Source organism: Candidatus Kirkpatrickella diaphorinae (assembly GCF_025736875.1).
Taxonomy (GTDB): Bacteria; Pseudomonadota; Alphaproteobacteria; order Acetobacterales; family Acetobacteraceae; genus Sorlinia; species Sorlinia diaphorinae.
The window spans coordinates 1856631-1881630 of sequence record NZ_CP107052.1 but is presented as its reverse complement, the minus strand read 5'-3'; the positions used below and the strand labels follow the sequence as shown (position 1 = coordinate 1881630).

Annotated in this window: 17 protein-coding genes and 1 pseudogene; 11 read left to right on the top strand and 7 right to left on the bottom strand. The window is 56.2% G+C overall.

From position 1 onward, the window contains the following. Positions 1-93 precede the first annotated feature (93 nt). The 4 genes from N5W20_RS08315 (at position 94) to trpA (ending at position 4978) form a co-directional block, all read left to right on the top strand. Positions 94-765, top strand: a complete 672-nt coding sequence (locus N5W20_RS08315; protein ID WP_319806678.1) for an HAD-IA family hydrolase — start codon at positions 94-96, stop codon at positions 763-765. Positions 766-908: 143 nt separating this feature from the next. Beyond that, positions 909-2771: a molecular chaperone HtpG gene (gene htpG, locus N5W20_RS08310; protein WP_319806677.1), complete on the top strand. Its 1863-nt coding sequence runs from the start codon at positions 909-911 to the stop codon at positions 2769-2771. Positions 2772-2918: 147 nt separating this feature from the next. Then, positions 2919-4142 (top strand): tryptophan synthase subunit beta, encoded by a 1224-nt coding sequence (trpB, locus tag N5W20_RS08305; protein ID WP_319806676.1) that lies wholly within the window; start codon positions 2919-2921, stop codon positions 4140-4142. Continuing rightward, positions 4139-4978 (top strand): tryptophan synthase subunit alpha, encoded by an 840-nt coding sequence (trpA, locus tag N5W20_RS08300; RefSeq protein WP_319806675.1) that lies wholly within the window; start codon positions 4139-4141, stop codon positions 4976-4978. Before trpB ends, trpA begins: the two co-directional genes overlap by 4 nt. A gap of 3 nt (positions 4979-4981) precedes the next feature. Here the strand turns inward: trpA and N5W20_RS08295 are convergent, their stop codons facing one another. The 4 genes from N5W20_RS08295 to N5W20_RS08280 form a co-directional block, all read right to left on the bottom strand. Then, the gene (locus N5W20_RS08295) at positions 4982-5935 is read right to left on the bottom strand and encodes a bile acid:sodium symporter family protein (RefSeq protein ID WP_319806674.1); all 954 of its coding nucleotides are present in this window, start codon (positions 5933-5935) and stop codon (positions 4982-4984) included. Between the two features lie 152 nt (positions 5936-6087). Further along, positions 6088-7509, bottom strand: a complete 1422-nt coding sequence (locus tag N5W20_RS08290) for a c-type cytochrome (protein ID WP_319806673.1) — start codon at positions 7507-7509, stop codon at positions 6088-6090. Between the two features lie 2 nt (positions 7510-7511). Next, positions 7512-9101, bottom strand: coding sequence for a GMC family oxidoreductase (locus tag N5W20_RS08285; RefSeq protein WP_319806672.1), 1590 nt, complete (start codon positions 9099-9101; stop codon positions 7512-7514). A 29-nt stretch (positions 9102-9130) separates the two neighbouring features. Next, on the bottom strand, positions 9131-9688 hold the full coding sequence (locus N5W20_RS08280) for a sugar dehydrogenase complex small subunit (protein WP_319806671.1): 558 nt from the start codon (positions 9686-9688) through the stop codon (positions 9131-9133). 53 nt (positions 9689-9741) lie between these two features. On the opposite strand from N5W20_RS08280, the gene N5W20_RS08275 reads away from it, so the two are divergent. Beyond that, complete coding sequence (locus tag N5W20_RS08275; RefSeq protein WP_319806670.1) at positions 9742-10107, top strand: hypothetical protein; 366 nt, start codon at positions 9742-9744, stop codon at positions 10105-10107. 93 nt (positions 10108-10200) lie between these two features. Here the strand turns inward: N5W20_RS08275 and N5W20_RS08270 are convergent, their stop codons facing one another. Both N5W20_RS08270 and tldD read right to left on the bottom strand, forming a co-directional pair. Next, positions 10201-10443 carry a hypothetical protein gene (locus tag N5W20_RS08270; protein ID WP_319806669.1) on the bottom strand — a complete coding sequence of 81 codons (243 nt, stop codon included), beginning with the start codon at positions 10441-10443 and terminating at the stop codon, positions 10201-10203. Beyond that, positions 10443-11897: a metalloprotease TldD gene (gene tldD / locus N5W20_RS08265; RefSeq protein ID WP_319806668.1), complete on the bottom strand. Its 1455-nt coding sequence runs from the start codon at positions 11895-11897 to the stop codon at positions 10443-10445. The genes N5W20_RS08270 and tldD overlap by 1 nt, the downstream gene beginning before the upstream one ends. Before the next feature lie 382 nt (positions 11898-12279). Here tldD and glnA point away from each other — a divergent pair, with 382 nt between their 5' ends. Beyond that, positions 12280-13770, top strand: coding sequence for a type I glutamate--ammonia ligase (gene glnA / locus N5W20_RS08260; protein WP_319806667.1), 1491 nt, complete (start codon positions 12280-12282; stop codon positions 13768-13770). 492 nt (positions 13771-14262) lie between these two features. Continuing rightward, the gene (locus N5W20_RS08255; RefSeq protein WP_319806666.1) at positions 14263-15699 is read left to right on the top strand and encodes a mannitol dehydrogenase family protein; all 1437 of its coding nucleotides are present in this window, start codon (positions 14263-14265) and stop codon (positions 15697-15699) included. Positions 15700-15734: 35 nt separating this feature from the next. Here N5W20_RS08255 and N5W20_RS08250 read toward each other — a convergent pair whose 3' ends face one another. Further along, complete coding sequence (locus tag N5W20_RS08250) at positions 15735-16445, bottom strand: HAD family hydrolase (protein ID WP_319806665.1); 711 nt, start codon at positions 16443-16445, stop codon at positions 15735-15737. A 593-nt stretch (positions 16446-17038) separates the two neighbouring features. On the opposite strand from N5W20_RS08250, the gene N5W20_RS08245 reads away from it, so the two are divergent. The 4 genes and pseudogenes from N5W20_RS08245 (at position 17039) to putA (ending at position 24975) form a co-directional block, all read left to right on the top strand. Beyond that, positions 17039-18667 carry a Hint domain-containing protein gene (locus N5W20_RS08245; protein ID WP_319806664.1) on the top strand — a complete coding sequence of 543 codons (1629 nt, stop codon included), beginning with the start codon at positions 17039-17041 and terminating at the stop codon, positions 18665-18667. A gap of 633 nt (positions 18668-19300) precedes the next feature. Beyond that, positions 19301-19465, top strand: a complete 165-nt coding sequence (locus tag N5W20_RS08240) for a hypothetical protein (RefSeq protein ID WP_319806663.1) — start codon at positions 19301-19303, stop codon at positions 19463-19465. A 365-nt stretch (positions 19466-19830) separates the two neighbouring features. Further along, positions 19831-20937 carry a class II fructose-bisphosphate aldolase gene (gene fbaA, locus N5W20_RS08235; RefSeq protein ID WP_319806662.1) on the top strand — a complete coding sequence of 369 codons (1107 nt, stop codon included), beginning with the start codon at positions 19831-19833 and terminating at the stop codon, positions 20935-20937. A 436-nt stretch (positions 20938-21373) separates the two neighbouring features. Then, positions 21374-24975 (top strand): annotated as a pseudogene (gene putA, locus N5W20_RS08225) (bifunctional proline dehydrogenase/L-glutamate gamma-semialdehyde dehydrogenase PutA). Positions 24976-25000: the final 25 nt, after the last annotated feature.

Below are 25000 nucleotides of genomic sequence, written 5' to 3'. Positions count from 1 at the left end.
AAAAACAAAGGATAAATATCCGGCAAACACGGCCGCATGTCAGGCTGGTCGCGCCGGGTCAGATCATGTCGCACCGGCTTTGAGGAGAGAAAGATGCGCGTTGAAAATTTATACGGACCCAAACCTTATCGCGGATTTCTATTCGATATGGATGGCACACTCCTGACATCGATCATCGCGGCCGAGCGTGTCTGGGGACGATGGGCGGCGCGTCATGGGTTGGATGTCGCGGCGTTTCTGCCCACGATCCATGGTAAACGCACTTGTGAAACCATCCGGGAACAAAATCTGCCCGGCATTGACCCGCAGCAGGAAGCTGACTGGATCACGGCGCAGGAATTGGAGGATACAGAGGGTGTCGAGGCGATTGCCGGGGTCAAGGCATTCGTGGAAAGCCTGCCGCGCCACGCCTGGGCCGTTGTCACGTCGGCGCCGCGCCGCCTGGCCCTCAGGCGTATTGCAGTTGCCGGCCTGCCCCTGCCCGACTTGCTGATTGCGGCGGAAGACGTTCAACATGGCAAACCGGCGCCGGACTGCTTCCTGCTCGGTGCCGAGAAATTAGGTGTCAAAATTGACGACTGCCTGATTTTTGAAGATGCGCCTGCGGGAATCCAGGCGGCCGAGGCCAGTGGCGCAGATGTCGTCGTCATTGGCGCCACGCATGAAAAACCCATGCAGACACCCCATAAAATCCTGATGCATTATCGCGACATTAAGATTGACGGGAATGATCGTGACGGTTGGCGCATTCTGCATCACGGGTAAAGCGACCTCTTTATACGGAAAAAACCTGTCAAACCGCGTTTGCGTCGCTGTCCAGACCTTGAAAAATCCGTTGCGCCACGCCACCTGACGCGAGAATAACGCATGAAAGCTGGTGCATAGCCACGCGATTGAAAGAGGACATCATGACCGACACGCCGCATGACACACAATCCGGAGTTGAGAAGCACGCTTTCAGTGCCGAAGTAGGTCGGCTTCTCGACCTCGTTGTTCACGCCCTTTATTCCGAACGGGAAATATTCCTGCGGGAATTGGTGGCGAATGCGGCGGATGCCCTTGATAAACGCCGCTTCGAGGCGCTGACGACACCATCTGAAGCCCTGCCGGATGGCGCGTCCATCCGCATCGCGCCGGATAAGGAGAAGCGCCTCCTCACGATCAGCGATGTCGGTGCGGGGATGAGTCATGATGAACTCGCGCAGAATCTCGGCACCATTGCACGATCAGGCACGCGCGCCTTCGGGGAAAAGCTCAGCGCGGCAAAACCGGAGGACCGGCCGAGCCTGATCGGGCAGTTCGGCGTCGGTTTCTACGCCGCCTTTATGGTCGCGGACCATGTTGATGTTATTTCCCGCAAAGCCGGTGCGCCGGATGCTTTTCAATGGTCCTCGGATGGGAAGGGCAGCTTCGAAATTTCCCCCGCCTCGCGTGAGGCGGGGGGCACGGATATCGTGCTGCACATGAAGGAAGATGCCGCGGAATTTCTCGATGCATGGCGCCTGAAAAGCATCATCCGGAAATGGGCAGACCACATCACCTGGCCGATCAAACTTCAGGATGGGGAGGAGACCTCCGACGCGAATGAGGGGACGGCCCTCTGGCGCAAGTCAAAATCCGACATCACGGAAGAGCAATATACTGAGTTCTATCGGCACGTCGCCCATCAGTTTGACGCACCGTACACGACGATGCATTGGTCGGCGGAGGGGGCGACGGAATTTACCGCGCTCCTCTTCATCCCCGGTGCGCGGCCCTTTGACTTCATGGAATCGTCGCGTGAGAGCAAAGTGAATCTGCATGTCAAACGCATGTTCATCACGGATGAGGCGGGGCTCCTGCCAGCGTGGCTGCGCTTTGTCAAAGGGGTTGTGGATACGGAGGATCTCCCACTCAACGTCTCACGCGAGATGTTGCAAGCTACGCCGGTCCTGACGCGCATCCGCAAAGCCGTGACCAAACGCGTGTTGAATGAGATCCGCCAGCGCGCCACGAAGCCGGAAGATAAAGAGGGCTTCAAAAATTTCTGGGAGAATTTCGGCCCCGTCCTGAAGGAAGGGATCTGGGAAGATGCTGAATATCGTCAGGAGATCGCGTCTCTTTCCCTGTTCCGGTCAACATATTCGGACGATGCCACCACATTGGATGATTATGTCGCACGGATGAAAGACGGGCAGGCGCATATTTACTTCCTGACGGGCGATAATGTGGAAAGTCTCGCCCATTCAGCGCAGCTCGAAGGGTTCCGCGCACGCGGCATTGAGGTCCTGCTGCTTTCTGACCAGGTGGATGGCTTCTGGCCGGAGCGTCTCGGCAGTTATAAAGAGAAGACCCTCCGCGCCATCAGCCAGACCCATGGGGATCTCGACAAGTTCGCGGCACCGACGCCGGAGGGGGAGGCCGCTTCGCTGGAAAAACTCCTTCCCGCGCTGAAGGCGGCGCTTGAGGGCCGGGTGAAGGACGTCAAAAGCACGAACCGGCTTGTTGATAGTGCCGTCGTCATCACCAGCGAGGGCGGTCCGGATATGATGATGCAGCGCTTGATGCGGCAATCCGGTCAGGCTATGCCTGCCATATTGCCGATTTTAGAGATCAACCCCCATCACGCTCTGATCCGCAATCTGGCGGCACGTGCAGATCGCGATGAGTCCGTTGAGGATTTCGCCGCCGTCCTCCTCGATATGGCGCGCGTCAATGAAGGGGAGCCCTTGGGGGATGCCTCGGCGTTTATCCGTAAACTGACGACGATGCTGGTTTCGGCCTCCGCCTGAAACCGTCAGCGCTGAGATGGAGGGGGTACTCCTCTCCATCTTCTTACTGAATGCGCCTTGCAGGGTGGTGAAGTTGGGTCGATAAAGGCCCAGCCTGCCTTTGGTGGGCTGCCCATCCATGGAGCAAGATGTTTAAAGGACCAATCAATGCAAGCGCCTGCCGCCTCCATGAACAGCTTGAAAAACGGCCCTGATGATCGCGGTCGGTTCGGGACGTTTGGCGGGCAGTTTGTCGCTGAAACCCTTATGCCCCTCGTGCAGGCATTGGACGCGACCTATCAGGCGGCAAAAAAAGACCCGACATTCTGGGAAGAGCTTCATTATTACTTCAAACATTATATCGGGCGCCCCAGCCCTCTCTGGCACGCGAAACGCCTTTCGGATGAGTTGGGTGGCGCACGGATTTATCTGAAGCGGGAGGAGCTTAATCACACGGGCTCCCACAAGCTCAATAATGTGATGGGGCAGATTTTACTGGCCCGCCGCATGGGCAAGACCCGTATCGTTGCGGAAACGGGCGCGGGTCAACATGGTGTGGCGACGGCGACCGTCTGTGCGCTTTTCGGCATGTCCTGCACCATTTATATGGGCGCAACGGATGTAGCGCGTCAAAAGCCCAATGTCTTCCGCATGAAGCTTCTGGGTGCGGAGGTGCGGCCGGTAACGGCAGGGGCGGGCACGCTCAAGGATGCGATGAATGAGGCCATGCGCGATTGGGTCGCGCACGTTGCTGACACGTATTTTCTGGTCGGGACGGTCGCCGGGCCGCACCCCTACCCCGCCATGGTGCGTGATTTCCAGGCCGTCATCGGCATTGAAACCAAGGAACAGATTTTAGAGGCGGAAGGACGCCTGCCGGATGTTATCGTCGCGGCGATTGGCGGCGGGTCAAACGCCATGGGCATCTTCCATCCCTTTCTGGATGACAAGGATGTGCGCCTCGTCGGTGTCGAGGCGGCAGGGCGCGGCCTGGATAGTGGTGAGACTGCGGCCTCCATTTCCCGCGGGCGCTCCGGCGTTCTGCATGGCAATCGAACCTATTTGCTTCAGGATGAAGACGGGCAGATCCTGGAAGCACATTCGATCAGTGCGGGGCTGGATTACCCGGGCATCGGGCCGGAACATGCCTGGCTCCATGAGGTGGGACGCGCTGAATATGTGAGTGTGACGGATGTACAGGCGCTTGAGGCCTTCCAGCTTTTGACACGCACGGAGGGCATTATCTCGGCCCTCGAATGTGCGCATGGCCTCGCCTATGTTGCGCAGATCGCGCCGCATATGTCGGAAAAAGATATAATCGTGCTCAATCTTTCCGGGCGCGGCGATAAGGATATTGATACGGTGGCACATCATCTGGGGACAAAATTGTGAGCCGCATTGAAAAACGGTTTGCGCAGCTCAAAGCCGCGGGACGCGGGGCGCTTATCCCCTATCTTGAGGCTTTTGACCCGGATCGCGAGACGTCTCTGGCGCTTTTGAAGGCCATGCCGTCTAACGGTGCGGACCTGATTGAAATCGGGGTCCCGTTCTCTGACCCCTCTGCGGATGGTCCCACGATTCAGAAAGCCGCGTTGCGCGGCCTGAAAGCAGGCGCGACCTTAAGCGGTGTGCTGGAGATGGTGCAGAGTTTCCGGGAGGAGGAGGATGAAACGCCGATCATCCTCATGGGCTACCTCAACCCCATCGACAGTTACGGCGCGGAAGCTTTCTGTCGTGATGCCTCGGCCTGTGGGGTTGATGGTCTCATCATCGTTGATCTGCCCGTTGAAGAGGCGGACTTCATCATGCCGCATGCGCAGCGTTACGGGCTGGATATTATCCGCCTGATCGCGCCTAATACGCCGGAATCGCGCCTGCATTTCCTGACGGCGCAAGCTTCCGGATTTCTCTATTATGTCAGCGTCACGGGCGTAACGGGCACACGCACGGCATCTCATGAAGAGTTGGCGGCTGCCTTGCCGCGCATCCGTGCTGTAAGCCCGCTGCCAATCGCGATCGGGTTCGGCATTCGCACACCCGCCCAGGCGGCGATTGCCGTGCGGACAGGTGACGCGGCTGTTGTCGCGTCCTCCCTCATCTCAACGTTGGAAGAAACATTGCTGGATGGACGTGCGACGGCGCGGACACTCCCCTCTATCCTTCAACAACTCAAGGCGATTTCCGAGGCGGTGCATCAAAGTGCAAAAAGCAGGGTTGACGGTGACTGAAACTCAACCAGTCTGACGGCGCCGGGCAAATTTGCGGGCCAGAAGCGTGCAGGTAAAAAGCTGGATCTGATGAAAGAGCATCAGAGGCAGCACGACAATACCCACATGGGCCGGTGTAAACAGAATATTGGCCATCGGCACCCCGGATGCCAGCGACTTTTTGGAGCCGCAGAACATGAGGGCGATGGTGCTCTCGAATGACAGATGCGTATGGCGCCCCAGTCCCCATGTCAGCAACAGCACAAGCACCAGTAACAGGAAGCACGCTGAGGCGATCACGACCATATCGGCGAGGGAAACACGGTGCCATATGCCTTCAACAACCGCATGGCTGAAGGCTGTGTAAACGACAAGGATCACGGAGCCGCGATCGGTAAAGGAAAGCAGGCGCTTATGGCGCAACGCCCACCCCCCGATCCGGTGATGCAATAACTGCCCGATGAGAAACGGAAGCAGAAGCTGTGTAGCCACGCCGATCATGGCATGGAGTGAAAATATCCGCCCCTTCTGAACAAGCAGCCCGACCAGGATCGGCGTGACAAAAATGCCTACAATGTTTGACAGGGTTGCACCACAGATCGCCGCGGCCACATTGCCGCGCGCGATGGATGTCAGCGCGATGGAAGATTGAACGGTTGATGGCAGGCAGCAAAGAAACATCATGCCGCGCCATAAATCATCGCTGAAAAGATGTGGCATCAGAAACCACGCACCCAATCCCAGAACCGGGAAGATAACGAAGGTGCAGGCCAGCATGGCGCCCTGAAGCCGCCAGTCCCTGACATTTGCGATGACGGAAGCAGGCTCAAGGCGCGCCCCCTGCAGGAAGAACATGACCCCGATCATGATGGTCACGATCACATTGAGGATCGCCGCCGCCTGGCCCGCACTGGGGACAAATGTGGCGAGAAGGACTGCGACGATGAGCGCGAGCAGGAATGGGTCAGGTCGGATCATGATCGCGACAGGATGTTATTTTTTTTCAGAAGCAGCAAGGGGCTGGCCTGGGCCAGCAGTGCAGATCCAGCCGATGCAGAGTTTGAGGCGAGGAGACCGCAGCGGCGGGGTGGCAGCACGTTTAAGCTGCCACCCCGCGACGGGAAGGAATTTTACCGTTGGCGACGCCGACGCCGACGGAACAGGGAAATCACCAGGACCAGAATGACCAACCCGACAATGATAACCGTCCCGAAGATGATGTTGGAGATCAGCCGCACCGTCCAGAAACCGACATCGGCGTGACGCAGGCGTTTGACATCGGCAGGCGTCACCCGCGCTGACGGATTGCCGAAATGATTCAAGACGTAATCCGCGACAGCGGCAATCTGGGCATCGTCCAACTGGTCCTCAAATGCGGGCATAAACACCATGCCGGTATTCGTCCGACGGTGAACACCTTTGAGAATGGCGAGGACAAGATTATTCGGGTATCGGCTGCCCGTCGCCGTATTGGATGTCAGGGAAGGATAAAACTGATCTTCCGTGCCCTGACCCTGCAATTGATGGCAGGACGCACATGCGCCCACGTAAAGACGTTCACCAATGACGATTTTGCCATTTTCCATTGAACCGGGAGAGCGATTCTCCGCGCGGTCCAGAATGCCGATATCGACGCGACGCGGATTTTGGAACGCGTAATCCGGTTTTTCCTGCCCCGGATCCCGGACCGGGGGCACGGTCTTGAGATATCGCGCGATCGCGCGCAGGTCACTCTTCTGCATGAAGCGGAAGCTGTGCTGCACGGCCTCCGCCATACTGCCCGCCGCCTGGGCCTTGCCCTCAACCGCACCCTGACGAAGATAGGTAATGATCTCCTCCTCCGTCCAGCTGCCGATGCCGCTGATCGGGTCGGACGTGATGTTTGGCGCGATCCAGCCACCAACGCGGCCGCCCGCGAGCGGCTTGCTGGTTTTTTCCGCCATGAAAATATTGCGGGGCGTGTGGCAGGCGGAGCAATGCGCAAGCGCCCTTACCAGATAGCGGCCGCGCTCAACCGAGCCGGGTTTATCCTCCCCGGTGGGGATGACTGTCTTATCGGTGAAAAGGAGATTCCAACCAAACATGATCTGGCGGATATTGAAGGGAAAAGGCAGATGCGTTTTATCGACCGGAGGATACTCGACAGGTTCCACAGCCTGAGAAAAATAGACGTATAAAGCGTGCGTATCCGCGTCAGAAAGATGGGCATATTGCGTGTAGGGCATGGCGGGATAGAGGTAGCCGCGCGGCGATATGCCCTGGCGTAGAGCGCGATCAAACTGCTTCTCTGTCCAGTTTCCGATGCCATATTTTTTTGAAGAGGAAATATTCGGAACGATGATGTCGCCGAAAGGGGACGTGATTTTATAGCCGCCACCATAACTGGGATGACCCGGATTTGTATGGCACGCCATGCAATCGCCTGACCGCGCCAGATAAGCGCCGCGATCAATGAGTTTCTGATCATGTGCAGCGCGGGCCGTGCCAAGCGACAGGGCGCATGCTGAAATGACGGCACATCCCATCGCAAGGCGTTTGAGGAAGGACGCCATGGTCAGACCTCCTTTTCCAAGATGTCCGCGATACGAATGGCGAAAGCGATTGCGGTCAATGTCGGGTTGACCACGCCACTTGCCGGAATGACACCTGTCGTCGCGAGGAAGAGATTATCATGATCCCAGCTTCGGCATTCATGGTTGACGACGGAGTCCTTCGGGTCGTCCCCCATGATCGTCGTCCCCATAATATGGTCGCGATTCTGCCAGCCTGTATTATCTTCAATCACCGTGCCGTTCATTATTTTGACGATTTCGGCAAATTGGGACCGCGCGACCGCAGCACCTTTCGCGATATAATCATCCGTGTCGTAATTCACGACCATCGTCGGAATGCCCAGCGCATCGCGCCGCGTCGTCGAAGGCTGGATGCGGTTGGTCGGGATCGGCAGCATCTCAAACGTGGTCGAGAAATCGACCCAGCGTGCGGCCATGTGACGGATCTGCCTGTCAAGCTCCGGCCCGACAACGCCCTGCGAAAGCAGGCGCTCCGCAATGGCACGATTGGGGACGATATTGGTCAGGGCATGTTTGATCGCGGCATGTTCCCGCCGGAACGCGCCATCCCGCCAATTGAAGATACCGCCTTGCTGCACCTGACCGCGGCCGGGCCATAGCGGCTCATCCGCCAGAAACTGTAAGCCGATGCCCGTATGATCCATCAGATTGCGGCCGACCTGATCCGACGAGTTACCGATGTCAGACATCAGCATGAGTTTGGGAATTTCGAGACCATTCGCCGCCAGGATAAAGGCACGTGCCGTCAGCCGGACTTCCTCATGTTTTGAGGTGCGATAATGGACGGCGGCAATCTTATTGCCTTCGCCTTTTTCGATTTTGAAAACCGTGGCATCGGTGATGACCTTGCCGCCCGCTTTTTCAGTGTGGCGCGCATGGACATCACCGGAATACATGGCCCCGATCGGGCAGACGGGCATACAGTTATTATTGCCCGAGCAGCCGGGGCGACCGTCCCAGGGCTGATTCGTGCGCGCATTCGGCTCGTGCAGAAAATTGAAGCCCGACGGTGAAAGGCGGGCTTTCAGACGCTGAAAATAATAGGTTTCGGCTTCCGGCGGGATGGGATAGGGCGTGGATCGCGGCGGGAAAAGCCCTCCCATCTGCCCCGATTGGTCCTCTGAATCACTTCCGCAGACACCGAGATTATATTCGGCCCGCCCGTAATAAGGCTCAAGCGTGTCATAGGAAACAGGCCAGTCACGCCCGACGCCGTAAAGCGTCTTGAGCTTCATGTCATTGGGGATATAGCGCCACGTCGCTGCGGCCCAGTGCCATGTCGTGCCGCCGACGAGACGTAACATGCCGGGCAGATACTCAAAACTCCCCGTATTTTCAATGTAACCAGGGCTGAAGGATGAGGGGGCCCAAGGCTGGTTGGGGTAGGGATCGTTATGATTGCCTTTGCGCGGGGATGAGCGGAAATTCTCCACGATTTTCCAGCGCGGAATCCAGACGCCGGACTCCAGAATGATGACGGACTTGCCCTTCCTGGCCAGTTCAAAAGCTGCGTTTGAGCCTGAGGCGCCGGAGCCGACAATAATGACATCGGCATCATAATGTTGCGTCATTTCATAGTCTTTCGCTGCACATCCACACCTTAATCACGCGCAATGGTCTTTGGCGGGTAGAACCAGTAATTCGTGCGACCGCGGGAATAGCTCGGGATCACCGTGGCATCGATCGTCGGGGCGTACATGAGGGCCGCCGCATATGCGACATATTGCGCATTATCAACAGGGTGACCGACAGCCGGGACGGCATGCCCATCATATTTGCCGCAATAACCAAGGTACCAGGCTGAAATAATGGTGATGGATGTCGCCCGCATTTCCGGATGACGGGCGGAGAATTCATCAAAATGCGTCATGTCAGCAACGTTTTCAGCGCGCAAAGCGGCCCACAAGGCGGAGGCCTTTCCGGGAAAATTAGGGTCATTTAGAGTGAGACCGCTCAGGGCGCGACCGGCGACAATCTCATCAAGATGCGCGCGTCCAACCAGAAACTGAGATAATTGTAGAAAATCCTGACTGGAAATGTCCGTCGAAGGCTGCGCCGCAAATGCCCGACGCCCCAGAGAGACGGCAGGGATCACCGCAGCGCATTTAAGGAGGAAGCGTCTCGTCAGCCCGGAAGCTGCAACGCGGTTCGCTCTCATGACATTCAACACCTTACCTGACCAAAATCCGAGCGCCGATCGAACGCCCCGGAATGGATAACGCCGTGATCGCCGGGGGATATACCTTTTTTTGCAGGGGTTTACAGACGCTAAAGCGCGAGCCTGACGGTCAGCCAAGCAAAAAAGTTGATAATGCCTCTCAAATGAGAATTGTCATGCGCATGTTGAGCGTCGCACATCAATCGAGACGGAAAAATTATGGCCCCGAAAACAATAGTCAAAGACCTTATCGCCTTAAAAATTTATTTACCTTATCTAAAAATTACTGCCGGAGAATTAAAAAAGAATTTTTATTCCGTTTTTCCACGCGAAGATTTGTCTTTTATCAGGCGCACGGTTTTTTTCCTGGAAATCGCGAAAATAACGCGACCGCACTATTTGCGGTAACATTTTCGTGAGGTCAGTTTTTTAAACGCGTTGTTAACTTTTTATCATATTTGTGTATCAAAAAATTTCCAGATCTCTTGAGGGAATTCTCAAATTAAGGCCGGTCACGGCGTATGACGCTCGCCTCTTTCTGGCGGTCCCAGGAGGCGCCACATGGCTTCCAATGCTTCAAGAAGCGACGACTCGGGCGGGCCGGAGATCACTTCTCCATCACTTTTATGCACGCTGATCATCCAGCCGCCATGCGGTGGGCGTTCAATTTCGACGCCCCAATCATCGGGCAACCGGGCGATAAGCTGCGCCAGGCGTCCCTCGGCACGGGCGGGTTTGGCGTAATTATGGCCCATCAGCCCGTCCCCCCTACCGTCAAACCGGAAAGCTTGAGGGAAGGCTGCCCAACCCCGACCGGCACGCCCTGGCCGGCTTTGCCGCAGGTTCCGATCCCCGGATCAAGCGCGACATCATGACCGACCATTGAAATCCTCCTCATGGCATCGGCGCCGTTCCCGATCAAAGTTGCGCCTTTGACGGGGCGGGTGATCTCGCCATTTTCAACCAGATAAGCTTCAGACATGGAGAAAACGAACTCGCCCGAGGTGATATCAACCTGCCCGCCGCCGAAATCCACTGCGTAAAGGCCCCTTCGCGTGCCGGAAAGCATATCCGCAAGAGAGGCGTAGCCTCCCGCCATGACCGTATTTGTCATTCTCGGGATCGGCTGATGTGCGTACGATTGCCGCCGCCCATTACCTGTCAGTGCAGCGCCCATCAGTCGGGCATTGAGGCGGTCATTCATATAGCCGAGGAGGACGCCATCCTCGATCAGCACGGTGCGCTGTCCGGGCGTCCCCTCATCATCGATCGTGATTGAACCGCGGCGGTCAGGAAGCGTGCCGTCATCAATAACCGTCACCCCATCCGCCGCGACTTTCTGGCCGATGCGACCCGAGAAACTTGAGGTCTCTTTCCGGTTGAAATCAGCTTCCAGACCGTGCCCGACAGCCTCATGAAGCAGGATACCCGGCCAGCCAGGCCCGAGGATAACGTCCATTTCACCTGATGGCGCCGCGACGGACTCAAGCGCGACGCGCGCCCGGCGGATCGCTTCATCAACGGCGTCTTTCCACACAGGCTCATCCAGAAGCCGGTCAAGGGCGTAGCGCCCGCCCACCCCGACAGAACCGCTCTCCCTCTTTCCGTCTCTTTCCATAATGATTGTGACATTCATCCGCACAAGGGGGCGCAGGTCAGCCACGCGGTCATCCTGCCCGCGCATGATCTGCACGGCTTGCCACTCCGCTGAGAGGTGCGCACTGACCTGCTTGATGGCAGGGTCGGACCCGCGCGCATGAGCATCTATCGCACGAAGAACAGCGACACGCGCTGGAAAGGCGGCTTCATGAAATGGCCGGTCACCCTGGTAGAGGGATTGAGTCGGTTGGCTGGACGTTGCGACCTTGACGCCGCCTCCCTCCCGCGCTGACCCCCCATTGGGCTGTGTTGTTCTGACCGCGCCACAAGCATCACGAAGCGCCCTGAGGCTGATTTCGTCAGAATGGGCAAACCCGACTTCCGCGCCCGTCACACCACGCAGGCCGAAACCTCGCGACACATCGAAGCCCGCAGCGCGAATGACACCGTCATCCAGGACGATGGATTCACTTTCGCGATATTCAAGAAACAACTCGCCATCATCGAAATGATTGAGAAGGTCGCGCACGGAGCGGCCTGCCATTGCAATATCGAGATGCGCGCCATTGCTGAAAAACAGCGAATCCGTTGTTCTGAGAGCTTCAGTCATTCTCATCCTGTTCCTTGCGCCGCCGCGCAGTGCGATCTTCATCGTAACTTAACCAGTTTCCAATCTAATGGGCCGGGCGTCATGTCATGCTGCTTTCACGATATAAGCGGGTCCCGGCCTGAAACCAAGTTCAGCCGCGCCCTGCATGAATCCGGTGCTCGAACCCTTCAAGTCGCGTCCTGTCGAGATTCAAGCGCGGGAAAACGCGGTTGTTCATTTTGGCCTCGGAAAGGAAAAACTGTTAAATAACAACAACTTACTTCGGATTTCCCAAATTATTGATGCTTAAAACCCCGTGAAGCCTCGACATGACGGGATGAAGGGCCTAATCAAAATTTTTATTGGCAAGCTCGGATTTATAGGCAGGGACAGGTATCGATCCATGGCAAAGAAAGCTTCTTCGACGGCATCCAAGACGGTTGCTTCCGTAAGTCAGGAGTGGCGCAAGCCCGCTTCCCCGGATAAGGCCGCCGTCGAACGCGTTTTTGATTTAATACGCGATCATTCGATTGAATTGGTTGATCTGCGCTTCACGGACCCGAAAGGCAAGTGGCAGCACACGACGCAGTGGCACACAACGATCGATAAAAGCGCCTTTATCGATGGCTTCATGTTTGACGGCTCATCCATCGCGGGATGGAAGACCATCAATAAATCCGACATGGTTTTATTGCCGGACCCCACAACCGCGGTCCTGGACCCTTTTTCCGCCAAGCCGCAATTGATCCTTATCTGTGACGTTGTCGATCCCGGCACGAAGGAATTTTACAATCGGGATCCACGCTCCATCGCGAAGGCGGCGGAAGCTTATCTTAAATCATCCGGTTTGGGTGACTCCGCAAGTTTCGGCCCGGAGGCTGAATTCTTCATCTTCGATAATGTCAAATTCGGCACAGGCCCGAACTACGCGTCTTATCGCCTCGATAGTATCGAGGGGCCTGACGCGTCGATGAAGGATTTCCCGGAAGGGAATATGGGGCACCGCCCGGGTGTCAAAGGCGGTTACTTCCCGGTTGCTCCGGTCGATAGTGAATGCGATCTGCGCGCCGAGATGCTCTCCACCATGAGTGAGATGGGGCTGTCGGTCGAAAAGCATCATCATGAAGTCGCCCAGTCCCAGCATGAACTCGGCACCAAGTTTGCGACGTTGGTCCAGGCGGCTGACTATATGCAGATCTATAAATATTGCGTGCATAATGTCGCCCATTCCTACGGGAAAACCGCGACTTTTATGCCGAAACCGATTGCGGGCGATAATGGCTCCGGGATGCATGTCCATCAATCCGTCTGGAAGGATGGGAAGCCGCTTTTCGCTGGGCAGGAATATGCGGACTTATCAAAGGAAGCGCTCTATTATATTGGCGGCATCATCAAACATGCGAAGGCGCTCAATGCTTTCACCAACCCGTCAACCAACTCTTACAAGCGCCTGATTCCGGGTTTTGAGGCGCCGGTACTTCTGGCTTATTCCGCTGCCAATCGTTCCGCCTCCTGCCGTATCCCTTACAGTATCGGCCCGAAAGCCAAGCGCGTTGAAGTGCGTTTCCCTGATCCGACGGCCAATCCATACCTGGCCTTCGCTGCCATGTTGATGGCGGGGCTTGACGGTATCCGGAACAAGATTCACCCGGGTGAAGCCAATGACAAGGATCTTTACGAGCTTCCGAAGGAGGAGCTTGCCCAGATCCCGACCGTTTGCGGCTCTCTTCGGGAGGCTCTTGGATCACTTGAAAGCGACCATGAATTCCTCCTCCAGGGCGATGTCTTCTCGAAAGATCAGATCGACAGCTACATCGCACTGAAATGGAACGAGGTTCACAAATTTGAACATGCACCTCATCCGATCGAGTTTGAGATGTATTACTCAGTTTGACCCTTCACAAAACCCGGCCCTGGCGCCGGGTTTTTTTGGTTTCACCCCCTGATCTCCGAAGCGATGTGGAACGCGTGGTTTGCGTGACGGGCGGATCATCTTACAAAGATGCGCCCGGTATAATAAGCGCAGTACAATCAAATAACTGATGGCGGCTTGGTATGTAGATCGTTGAATCAGCGCTTGAAGCTCGATCCAGAATATCTTTCTTACGCCGTCTAATCGCACGTCCTGTTTGAATTGCAATTTATTCTCATCACCCGTATGATCCCGGTTTAAATAAATTATCGTCGCACTTCAGATTATTCCCAATAAGTAAGACTTCCATTCTTTCCCTGGAGATATTTGCGACCTCTTACCAAGCATGATGACGGATTTGAACGCGTCGGCTTATCGGATCCGGCGTCCATTTGACGAGGAGGTTCGGCATTGAGGCTGTCCCGCGACGTATTGAGCACAGTTCCGCATTCTGTTTATCGCCCGCATTATGACGTGAAATCACTTCGGTCCGGCATTGTTCATCTCGGTTGCGGCAATTTTCATCGGGCACATCAGGCCGTCGCGACCCAGGCCGCCCTCAATGAAATGGGCGCCGAAGGCCATCATTGGGGCATCGCATCCGCGACCATGCGCCGCCCTGACCTCGTGACGCAATTGGCGCAGCAGGATAATCTTTACACCCTCCTCACGCGGGAGCGCACGGGCACAACCGCTTCCGTCATTGGCAGCCTGCATAGGGTGTTCTGCGCCGCTGACCAGCCGGACCGCCTTATTGAACGTATCGCCTCCCCCACCACAAAAATCGTGACCCTGACGATAACAGCGACGGGCTACCACCTTTCCGCTGATGGACAGCTTGATGTCACGGATCTGAACATCCGGAATGATTTCAATAATCCCTCTCCCATCACGGCTATCGCATTCCTGACACGTGGCCTTGAGAGGGTCAGGCAAAGAGGCACCACCCCACCGGTCATTATATGTTGCGACAATCTCAGCCATAATGGCGTGACATTGCGCGCTGCCGTCATGGCTTTCGCTGAGGCGGAGGGCAGGGGCGCGCTCGCGCAATGGATCGCGGGGCATGTTCAGTTTCCGGATACAATGGTTGATCGCATCGTCCCAACGCCGCATGAGGGGGATATTGCCGACGCCCGACGCCTTCTGGGCGGGATCGATGATGAGATCCCGGTTTCTGCTGAACCCTGGTTTCAATGGATCATCCAGCATTTCGATGGGCCGCGGCCCTTCTGGGAGGCGCATCATGGCACACGCTTCGTCCATGACGTCGATATGTTTGAGCGCGCCAAGCTCCAGATGCTGAATGGCAGCCACATGTTGCTGGCTTATGTCGGACAGCTCACCGGGCGGGAGACGATCGCCGAGGCCGCGTCCGACCCGGTTTTAGGACCCTTGGCGCGGCGCTTTATGCGCTTCGAGCAGACAGCCGGGCTCGACCTTCAGGAGAAGGAACTTGATGATTACACGGATGAGCTGATGTCGCGCCTGAAAAACCCCGCCATTGTGCATGAGGCCGAGCGTATCGGTCGCAATGGTTCGGCGAAAATGGCGGCCCGCGTGATCCGCCCCATGCGGGAGAATATTTCGGCAGGACGCGACGTGACGGGCGCCGTCCTCCTGATTGCAAGCTGGATTCGGTGGTTCGCCCTGCATGAGAAGGAAGCGCTGGAAATCTCACTGGAAGACCCTCGCGCGGCCATGCTGAAAAAGATCTGCGCCGAATGTCGGGATCATCACGCGGCGCAGGCCGAGGCTTTTCTGGCGATGGAGGAGGTTTTCGGGCCCAGCCTTCCCGATCATGACAAATATGTTGCTGATATCGCCGAGATGCTTAAACGCATTTCCGAGCAGAATATGCAAAATGTTCTGCAGGCGACGCTCAAGGGCGAATCTTTGGCCGTTCCCTGAAGGCGCGTCCATGTTGAACGGGCATCTGCCGGGCGTCAGGCTTGCGGAGTGCTCCGGCGGATAAATGCCGCGACTTCATGAAGGCTTTCGACGACGGCCCAGGCTTTTGCACGCACATCATCCGTGGGTTGCAGCAGGTCAGGCACGACAATGACGCGGATACTGGCTGCGTGGGCCGCGCGGGCACCCGCATGGGAATCCTCCAGTGCAAGGCAGAGGGATGGCGCGACTTTGATGGCTTCCGCCGCCTTAAGATAGGGTTCAGGGTCAGGTTTGCCGCGATGAACGTCGTCACGCGTCACAATCGCATCAAACCTGTCAAAAAGCCCGACGAGCTTCAGGTGATGATCCGTGCGCTCACGGCTGGAGGAGGTTGCAATAGCGCGCGGCAGATGCAGCGTGTCGAGAAGATCAAGCAGAGGGACAACGCCTTCCTTTACCGTCAGCCTCCCGGCATCAACCAATTGCCGCAAAGCGATTTCCTGCCCCTCGAAAAACGCGTCACTGGGGAAGCTTTCCCCGAATGCCTCCCGCACCAAAGTGCGGCATCCATCGGCCGGCACGCCGATCATCCGGCGGCAGAACGCCATGGATATTTCATAGCCGAGCGCATGACCCGACTCGATTAACGCTTCCATCGCCAGATTTTCACTGTCCAGCAACAGGCCATCCATGTCGAAAATAACGCCTTTAACCGGACCGAGCTGCGGGTTTTCTCCGGACGTAAGGTGATCTTTCGCTGACATCAATCACTCCCTTTTGCCGCGCTGAGCATACAGCCTGTCGCCCTGCACGCAAGTCCGCGACACGACGGCAGCGCCCGCGCAAAAGGTTGGTCACTCAAACTTGAGCACGGGAGACGTATTGAAATTGAAAGATTTTGTTATAATTAGTCAAACAGTTCTTCCAGCGCATCTTCGGCCTCATTGAGTCAGCGATGCGCGCATCAACAATGAATTTGATATTTACGACAAGAAAGGGACGTGGACCTTTTTCCGCAGTCCGTCTGATTTAAGAGTTTTTTACGCGGTTATTGACCCGGTTCTTTTGAATGCCAGATGGACGTCCTGCGGAATGTGACGGCCACGTAAGTTATATGCCTGTAATTTATGATAAGTTGTTTGGTCACAATAAGATTTATGGGTCAGGAAACGTCGTCGAAAGGAGCGGTTCCTACAAGCTATCGCCCTGGATAAATATTCCGATCATCGCGACGGGAGGTGAAGCCGAGGTCACTTTTCAAGGAGATGACGTTGATGCGACGGTCTCCACGCCAAGCACTCTGGTGGATTTAGCTGCCAATTTCGAAATCACGGCGAAAGATGGTGCGTCTGTGACCATGACAGATCCCGTGAATGCCATTGCTTCGACCCTTTCCAACAGTCGGCTGACGGCTGACGGTGGTACGATCAACGTCAATGGCGCCTCTGTCGGATTTTTCAATTCCACGGAATATGAAATACAGAATGGTGGAACGTTGAACATCACAGCCATCCATGGCAATGCGGCTTCAAGTGCCCTTTCATCCTCGTCCATCAAGTTCGGCCACGGAGGGGGGACGCTTGTCTTACAGCGTGGAGATGGTTTAAATTATATTACCTTTAAATCTTTGGAGGGGTTTGGTGATCCCGACGCGATCATCGAAGTTGTCGGTGCCACCGCCGTTTCAAGTGTGAGCAAAGATCTTCTTGGTCACACGGAAGTCAACTTCAATAATGGCCTTACTGTAGCACTCCCTGGCGATTACTATGACGCCGCAAAAAATCTCAATATTTTTCAGAAGTCTAGCGGGGGCAATGTTTATATCAGCTCGTCCCCCATCCACGACACCACGACCCTCCCCGTCACGGGCGACTTCGATCCCGTGTGCTACCTCGCTGATGCAATGGTGGAAACCGTGTCAGGTGAGAAGCCGGTTCAGGACCTCCAGGTCGGCGATGAGGTGATTACGCGTGACGCCTTCGGTAACATCTCGACGCAACCCATCATCTGGACTGGCAAATCACGTCTCAGAGCAAATAAAGCCTTAAGCGATGACAGGTCCGGCTTTCCGGTCCGCATCAAAGCTGGTGCGCTCGCTGAAAAAGTGCCGCATCGTGACCTGCTTGTGACATCGGAACATGCCATTTTCCTCGAAGGGCATTTCATTCCTGTGCGCATGTTGGTGAATGGTCGCACCATTTCTTATGATCGCAGCATTGAAGCGTATGATTACTACCATTTCGAGACGGCCCAACATAGTATCGTCCATGTCAGTGGCGCGGCGACGGAGACCTTTCTCGATAACGGGATGCGGGATCAATTCGCTGAACAGAACCAGGCCGAGAATGGGGCGGCCGCCGACGGCGTAAAGCAATGGGGTCTCGATAGTGCGGCCCCCCTCTGCGTGACACCGGAATTTGTCCGCGATATTTATGAGTCACTCAAGGACCGTGCCGCCCAGATAGATCCCTCCGACGCGTCCGCCCTCACGGCGGGTTATGACGTGACGGAAGATCCGGACCTCAATGTGGAGACGGTTGATGGCGCGCGCCTCGAATTGCGTGAGGTCACGAATGGATGGTATTTGTACAGCCTCCCTGCAGGGCTGTCACAATTATACCTGACATCTCGCGTGACCCGTCCCTGTGACGCATTAGGCCCCTTCATTGACGACCGCCGCCTTCTCGGCGTACTTGTCGGGGAGATCGTGATTGAAAAACCTTCGGGGCACGTAGAGGTGACCGACCATCTGACAAATGAAAGACTCGAAGGGTGGTCCTCAATTGAAAACCATCTATCCCGCTGGACGAGCGGACGCGCAGAAATCATCCTTGATGATGTAACAGACGCGCATGACAACGTGCTTGCGATCAAGATTTTGTCAACCGGATTGCACCGCCTTCCACCGCGTCCGGAGGATGTCATGCCGAAATCGGTCCTGGGGGGTGTGATGAAAGCTGACAGCGTTCTGCAGCCCGCTTTCTGAGATAAAGCATAACCGCATGTTGTCGCCCCTCGCGGACCCGATTTAACAAGGGTTCGTGAGGGGTTCTCACATCGACATTCATTGATGCGCCTGAGACAATGGGGAATCCGCGCCGTGCGTTGAGATTTCATGACGTTGATTGTAAGTGCCCCCGCATCACCGGTCGCCCATTGTCTTGAAGCACCGGGTGATGTTGGTTGATTAAGATGCGACAAGGGGAAAGAGGGTTTCTTTTCAACGCAATATTTGCTAAGTTTTTCAGCCTTCTCAAAACGCAAATAATTTGAGATTGGCCCGGGCAGTGTTGACTGTTAGCGGCCTCATCCTCAGATGCATGATGATATTGGTGCTCTGACGGTTGGGCCATTTTCAGAAACGGCGTTCGGTCCTGAAAGGCGCTCATCCGTGAGGGGGAAGGGTTTTTACGCATAAATCTGCGTGACGCAGCCCGTTTATTAAGGTTTATTGATTGCTTTTAATGTATAAATTGACTTCAAGCGGCTACACGTTTCAAATTTTTGACAAAAGCAATCTTCCAATGGCGCACACCGGGTGTAATGTTTAAAGCGGTATCCCACCGGATTTGCTTGCCAGGTTTGTAAACGGACGGGCTGACAAAGGAGCCTTTTCGCAATGACAGTAGAGATCAAAACGTTGATCGCATCGGCCAATCGCCTCGCAAAGGAGGGTCACCGTAACGAGGCGGAAAGACTGATTGAGGAAATCTACTCGTATTACGAGCAGCTGACCTATCGGGAAGTCGTGTCCCCGCCCGAAGATTACGCGCAGAGGGAATGATCGCTGCGCACGGCACCGCTTTAACAATCCCCTCCTGCAAAAATTCCCGTTTTTTGATGTGCCCGCCAGGCGGGCCCGCGTGCGGATTTAAAAATCCCTCGCGCCATTTATCGAAATAAGACTCGGCACGGCGCAATCTTTTCAGGTTGTGAAGGCGCGATCGTCAAAATTTTATCTCACTTCCGTATTCAACTTTCACTTTCCAGGAAAATGCCTGGTTGTAGCGCTTTGAGAAGGACGCTCACATCAAAGGTGATCGGCTTTCAAGCGGCAGTGCGATGTAAAACAATCACGTGGGGTAGCAAATTCATCATAAATTTTGTTATATTCCCTTCCAGTTCATCACAGATTTATAGAGTTCAACTATGGTTTCCGACATCTCGCCTTCCACAACTCATCAATCCCGGACGTTGAAGCCGGGTGTCGTCACGGGCGAAGATTACCGCACACTCATTGAAGCGTGCAAAGCGGGCGGTTATGCCTTACCTGCCGTCAATGTTGTTGGTACGAATAGTGTCAACGCTGTTCTTGAAGCCGCCGCCGCCAATCGCTCCGACATTATTATTCAATGTTCGAATGGCGGCGCGCGTTTTTTCGCGGGGGAAGGGCTCGCAGATGCCGGCAAGGCCCGCATTCTTGGTGCGGCTTCCATGGCGCGCCATGTCCACAGCCTCGCGAAAGAATATGGCATCTGCGTCATTCTGCATACGGACCACGCCAACCGGAAGCTCATTCCATGGGTGGAGGGCCTGCTGGATGTCAGTGAGCAGGAAGTCGCCGCCGGACGCCCGCCCCTCTTCTCGTCTCACATGATTGACCTCTCCGCTGAAGCGCTTGAGGTTAATTTAAGTGAGTGCGCACGGCTTCTGCCGCGTATGGCGCGCCTCGGCATCAGCCTGGAATTCGAACTCGGCGTGACAGGCGGTGAGGAAGATGGCGTCGGTCATGATCTAGAGGATCACGCCGATAACGCGCATCTTTACACCCAGCCGGAGGATGTCCTCAAAGCCTGGGATATGCTCTCCCCCCTGGGTCACATCACCATTGCCGCCTCTTTCGGCAATGTGCACGGCGTCTATAAGCCGGGCAATGTGCAGTTGCGCCCTGAAATCCTGCTGCACTCCCAGCAATATGTGGCGAAGGCGAAGGGTCTGCCTGACAAGCCGCTCAGCCTTGTCTTCCATGGGGGTTCGGGCTCCGAGAAAGATAAAATCTCGGCGGCCGTCTCCTATGGTGTCTTTAAAATGAATATCGATACGGATGTGCAATTCGCATTCGCGCATGGTATCGGCGATTTCGTTTTCTCTCACGATAAAGCTTTTCGCTACCAGATCGACCCTGCGACGGATGAGCCTTACAAAAAATTTTACGACCCGCGTAAATGGTTGAGAGAGGGTGAGAAAGCGATCATCCACCGCCTCAATGAGAGCTTTCAGGATCTCGGCTCCAAAGGGCGCTCAATCGCCGCCTGAACCCGGACCGAAAACAATCTGACGGCCTGTCATAATCCTATGACAGGCCGTTTTGCTTGGGCTTAAAAAACCTTTTTCTCGCAAAATTTTACCGGCAGCTTCACCTTATCGAAGCGGGCTCAGCGAGCCGACAGCATTTCTTGTCGAAGTACTAAGACTTCGTAACAAGTTTCTTAAAAAGACTTTTTTGGGCGTCTGCTTTTCTCAAAATGTTGCGAAATTCGGTCCGATGCGGTCAAAGGCGAGAGATTAGTCAGTCTTGTCAGTGGCAAGCGGAATTTTCAGAAAAATTTTTTATACGGCGATACTGCACCTTTTTCGTATCTGTAGGCGCTCTACAGTCTCGCGGAGGGCGGGGTTCAGTGCCATAGTGCGTTTTGAGCGAACCTGACACCGTTCCGTCTGTTTGGCGCCCCTCTGATCGTGATGAGACCCTATGACACCATTCAGCAGCTTCCTGGAAGAGCACATTGAACTCAGCGCGTTACGGCGCGCCATTGCCGAAGCTAAACGGCGCCCCGAAACGGATTGCGTCGCAGCTCTTATCGATGAGGCCACTCTCTCCCCCGAGCTTTCCGCCCAGGCCACGAAAACAGCGCGTTTCCTGGCGGGCCAGCAGCGTAAACGTGTTGGCAGTAGCGGTGTCGAAGCCATCATGCAGCGTTTTTCCCTGTCATCTCCGGAAGGCCTGGCCCTGATGCGCCTTGCCGAGGCGATCCTGCGCATTCCCGATGCGGCCACGAAAGATGCGTTGATCCGGGACCAGGTCGGCAATAATGACTGGCAAAGCTTCGTCGGGCGTGAGCAGCCTTTAACAGTTAATGCCGCCGCTTTGGCGATGACCGCCGCGGCGCGCCTGCACCGGGACCCGACGGGCCTTCTCGCGCGGGGCAGCGCCCCTTTCATAAGGCTGGGTATCGAGCGCGCGATCGGCCGGATGGGCGGGCAATTCGTGCTTGGCCAGACCATCGCGCAGGCGCTGCAGAGCAGTCGTGAGCCGGAGACGCGCGGTTACACTTACTCCTATGACATGCTGGGTGAGGCGGCGTTAACATCCGAGGACGCCGCACGCTACTTCGACGATTATAGCGCCGCGATTGATGCTATCGGCCAACAGGCCCAGGGCGCCTCACTTTATGCCCGACCGGGAATATCCATCAAACTTTCCGCATTGCATCCGCGATATGCGCGCGCGCAAAAAACACGGGTGATGGGGGAACTGCTCCCGCGCCTTAAAGCGCTTGCCGCGCAGGCGCGACGTTACGATATCGGCCTCAATATTGATGCGGAGGAGAGTGACCGTCTTGACCTGTCGCTCGATCTCCTCGAAGCCCTGTGCCACATGCCTGAACTTGCGCAATGGAATGGCATTGGCTTTGTCGTGCAGGCTTACGGCAAAAACGTGCCAGCCATGTCGTCGATTATCTGATCGAACTTGCGCGACAGACGAAGCATCGCCTGATGGTCCGCCTCGTGAAAGGCGCTTACTGGGATACGGAAATCAAGCGCACCCAGGTGGAGGGCGTCGATGATTTCCCCGTTTTCACCCGGAAGTGCCACACGGATGTCAGTTACCTTGCCTGTGCCCGCCGACTTCTGGCGGCGAAAGAGGAAATTTATCCGCAATTTGCGACGCATAACGCCCACACAATTGCGGCCATCCACGCCATGGCCGGCCCGCACCAGCCCGGCAAATATGAATTCCAGTGCCTGCATGGCATGGGTCAGGCCGTTTACGGCCCGGTGATTGACCCCGCAGGCCTGGCGACGCCGTGCCGCATTTATGCCCCTGTCGGGGCGCATCGCGCGCTCCTTTGCTATCTCGTGCGGCGCCTACTTGAAAATGGCGCAAATTCGTCTTTCGTCAATCAGGCCGCCAACCCTGAAATATCGCTTGATGAGCTGATCCGTGACCCTGTTTCGCTCGCTCGAAAAGTGTCACCGCTCGGTGCACCTCATACTGACATCCGCCTCCCTGAAAAGATTTTCGGCCCGTCACGTCGGAATTCCCACGGGCTGGACCTGACGGATGAGTGTATGCTGGAAACACTTGATAAATCCTTGCGCGCGACTGAGCGCACCTATGAAAGCCACCCCCTCATCGCACATTATGATGCGTCAGGGGATGCGACACGCCCGGTGATCAACCCCGCTGATCATCACGACATTGTGGGGCAGGTCACATATGCCTCAGACGCCGCGATGGAAAAAGCGCTTGAAAATGCGGATCAGGAAGCCGCATGGCGCAATATGACGCCAGCCGCACGGCGTGACATTCTTGATAAATGCGCCGACGCCCTCGAAACGCATATGATCGAACTGATCGCCCTGTTGGTGCGGGAAGCCGGTAAAACTTACGCCAATGCCGTCGGTGAAGTCAGAGAGGCAGTGGACTTCCTGCGTTATTACGGTGCGCAAGTCGCCATGAAGAATTCAGAGGCGACGATTACCCCGCTGGGCGTGATCCTCTGCATTTCCCCCTGGAATTTCCCCCTCGCGATTTTCACGGGTCAGATCGCAGCCTCATTGGCTGCCGGGAATGCCGTCATCGCCAAGCCCGCTGAGGAAACACCCCTTATCGCCGCCATGGCTGTCCGTCTCTTCCACGAAAGTGGCATACCTGTCCCGGCTTTGCAGCTTCTGCCGGGAGATGGCGATGTCGGCGCCGCGCTCGTGGCCGATCAACGCATTGACGGCGTGATGTTTACCGGCTCAACCAAAGTCGGGAAGCTGATCAGTGGCGCCCTTCTAGGTCGACGCGGGCGCACGGGCCAGTCTGTTTCCTTCATCGCCGAAACAGGCGGTCAGAATGCCATGCTGGTCGACAGCTCTTCATTGCCTGAGCAGGCTGTCACGGACATCATTGCATCGGCTTTCGACAGTGCCGGTCAACGCTGCTCCGCCCTCCGCGTCCTGCTAGTGCAGGATGATTGCGCGGACCACGTGATCGACATGCTGAAAGGCGCGTTGAACGAAATCTCGGTTGGCGATCCGAGCCAGCTCAGCACGGATATCGGCCCCGTCATATCGGAGGAAGCCAGGACATGTATCGAGGACCATATCGCCGCCATGCGTGATGCCGGACGTGAAATCTGGCAGCCGAAAAACGGGCTGGTGCAGCAGGCGGGCTGGTTTGTTCCTCCGACAATCATTGAAGTCGGTCGCGTCGCGGATATCGGCCAGGAGGTTTTCGGTCCGGTCCTCCATGTCCGACGGTTCGAGCGTCAGGAATTATCGAGCGTCATTGATGCCGTTAATGCGACAGGATATGCTTTGACGTTCGGTATTCAGAGCCGTGTCAAATCGACGATACAGCATGCGACATCTCGCAGCCATGCTGGCAATATCTACGTCAACCGCAATATTATCGGCGCAACGGTCGGCTCCCAGCCTTTCGGTGGGAAGGGCCTTTCCGGCACGGGGCCGAAGGCGGGGGGACCGCTTCTTGTGCCACGGCTCGGCCTTTCCGGTGACACGCCGCTCACATGGCCGGGCGGGGCCGCGCCCGCTGCCGCGCGCGCCTTCCTCACACATCTGGAATCCCGGGATCAGCCTTCCGCTCGGCGGATCCGTCCTTTGATCATGACGACTTTGTGCGGCGCTTCAAGGGATCTACCGAGCCCTGTTGGCGAAACGAATATTCACATGCTGACACCTCGGGGGCGTGTCCTGTGCGTGGCGGAAAGCTGGCCGAACATTATTTACGCGATCGGGCTTGCTTTAAGCACCGGCAATCTTGCCCTTGTCCTTGCTCCGGATTCAGCGATGGAATGGGCACGCAACATGCCGCGCCTCCTCGCTGGGTCGATCCTGCGGGTAGATCCGGGCGCTCTGCCGGAATGTGATATCGCATTGGTGGAGGAAGGCTCAGCCATGGCGGCGCAGGCCGCCTCAACCATTACATCGCGTGAAGGGCTGATTGTCCCGATCTTCGATATTAAATCGGCACGCCCGGAATGGTTAGTTGGCGAAAAGGTTGTAACGGATAACACCGCCGCCTTGGGGGGCGACGTCGCGCTGATGTCACTTACATCATAAGGCGCGGCCCTGAATCATGGCGCGG

Excerpts from the sequence above, each read along its gene's own strand:
- N5W20_RS08315 (WP_319806678.1), top strand. The coding sequence starts at position 94 with ATGCGCGTTGAAAATTTATACGGACCCAAACCTTATCGCGGATTTCTA.
- htpG (WP_319806677.1), top strand. The coding sequence starts at position 909 with ATGACCGACACGCCGCATGACACACAATCCGGAGTTGAGAAGCACGCT.
- trpB (WP_319806676.1), top strand. The coding sequence starts at position 2,919 with ATGCAAGCGCCTGCCGCCTCCATGAACAGCTTGAAAAACGGCCCTGAT.
- N5W20_RS08295 (WP_319806674.1), bottom strand. The coding sequence starts at position 5,935 with ATGATCCGACCTGACCCATTCCTGCTCGCGCTCATCGTCGCAGTCCTT.
- N5W20_RS08290 (WP_319806673.1), bottom strand. The coding sequence starts at position 7,509 with ATGGCGTCCTTCCTCAAACGCCTTGCGATGGGATGTGCCGTCATTTCA.
- N5W20_RS08285 (WP_319806672.1), bottom strand. The coding sequence starts at position 9,101 with ATGACGCAACATTATGATGCCGATGTCATTATTGTCGGCTCCGGCGCC.
- N5W20_RS08280 (WP_319806671.1), bottom strand. The coding sequence starts at position 9,688 with ATGAGAGCGAACCGCGTTGCAGCTTCCGGGCTGACGAGACGCTTCCTC.
- N5W20_RS08275 (WP_319806670.1), top strand. The coding sequence starts at position 9,742 with ATGGATAACGCCGTGATCGCCGGGGGATATACCTTTTTTTGCAGGGGT.
- N5W20_RS08270 (WP_319806669.1), bottom strand. The coding sequence starts at position 10,443 with ATGGGCCATAATTACGCCAAACCCGCCCGTGCCGAGGGACGCCTGGCG.
- tldD (WP_319806668.1), bottom strand. The coding sequence starts at position 11,897 with ATGACTGAAGCTCTCAGAACAACGGATTCGCTGTTTTTCAGCAATGGC.
- glnA (WP_319806667.1), top strand. The coding sequence starts at position 12,280 with ATGGCAAAGAAAGCTTCTTCGACGGCATCCAAGACGGTTGCTTCCGTA.
- N5W20_RS08250 (WP_319806665.1), bottom strand. The coding sequence starts at position 16,445 with ATGTCAGCGAAAGATCACCTTACGTCCGGAGAAAACCCGCAGCTCGGT.
- N5W20_RS08245 (WP_319806664.1), top strand. The coding sequence starts at position 17,039 with ATGACAGATCCCGTGAATGCCATTGCTTCGACCCTTTCCAACAGTCGG.
- N5W20_RS08240 (WP_319806663.1), top strand. The coding sequence starts at position 19,301 with ATGACAGTAGAGATCAAAACGTTGATCGCATCGGCCAATCGCCTCGCA.
- fbaA (WP_319806662.1), top strand. The coding sequence starts at position 19,831 with ATGGTTTCCGACATCTCGCCTTCCACAACTCATCAATCCCGGACGTTG.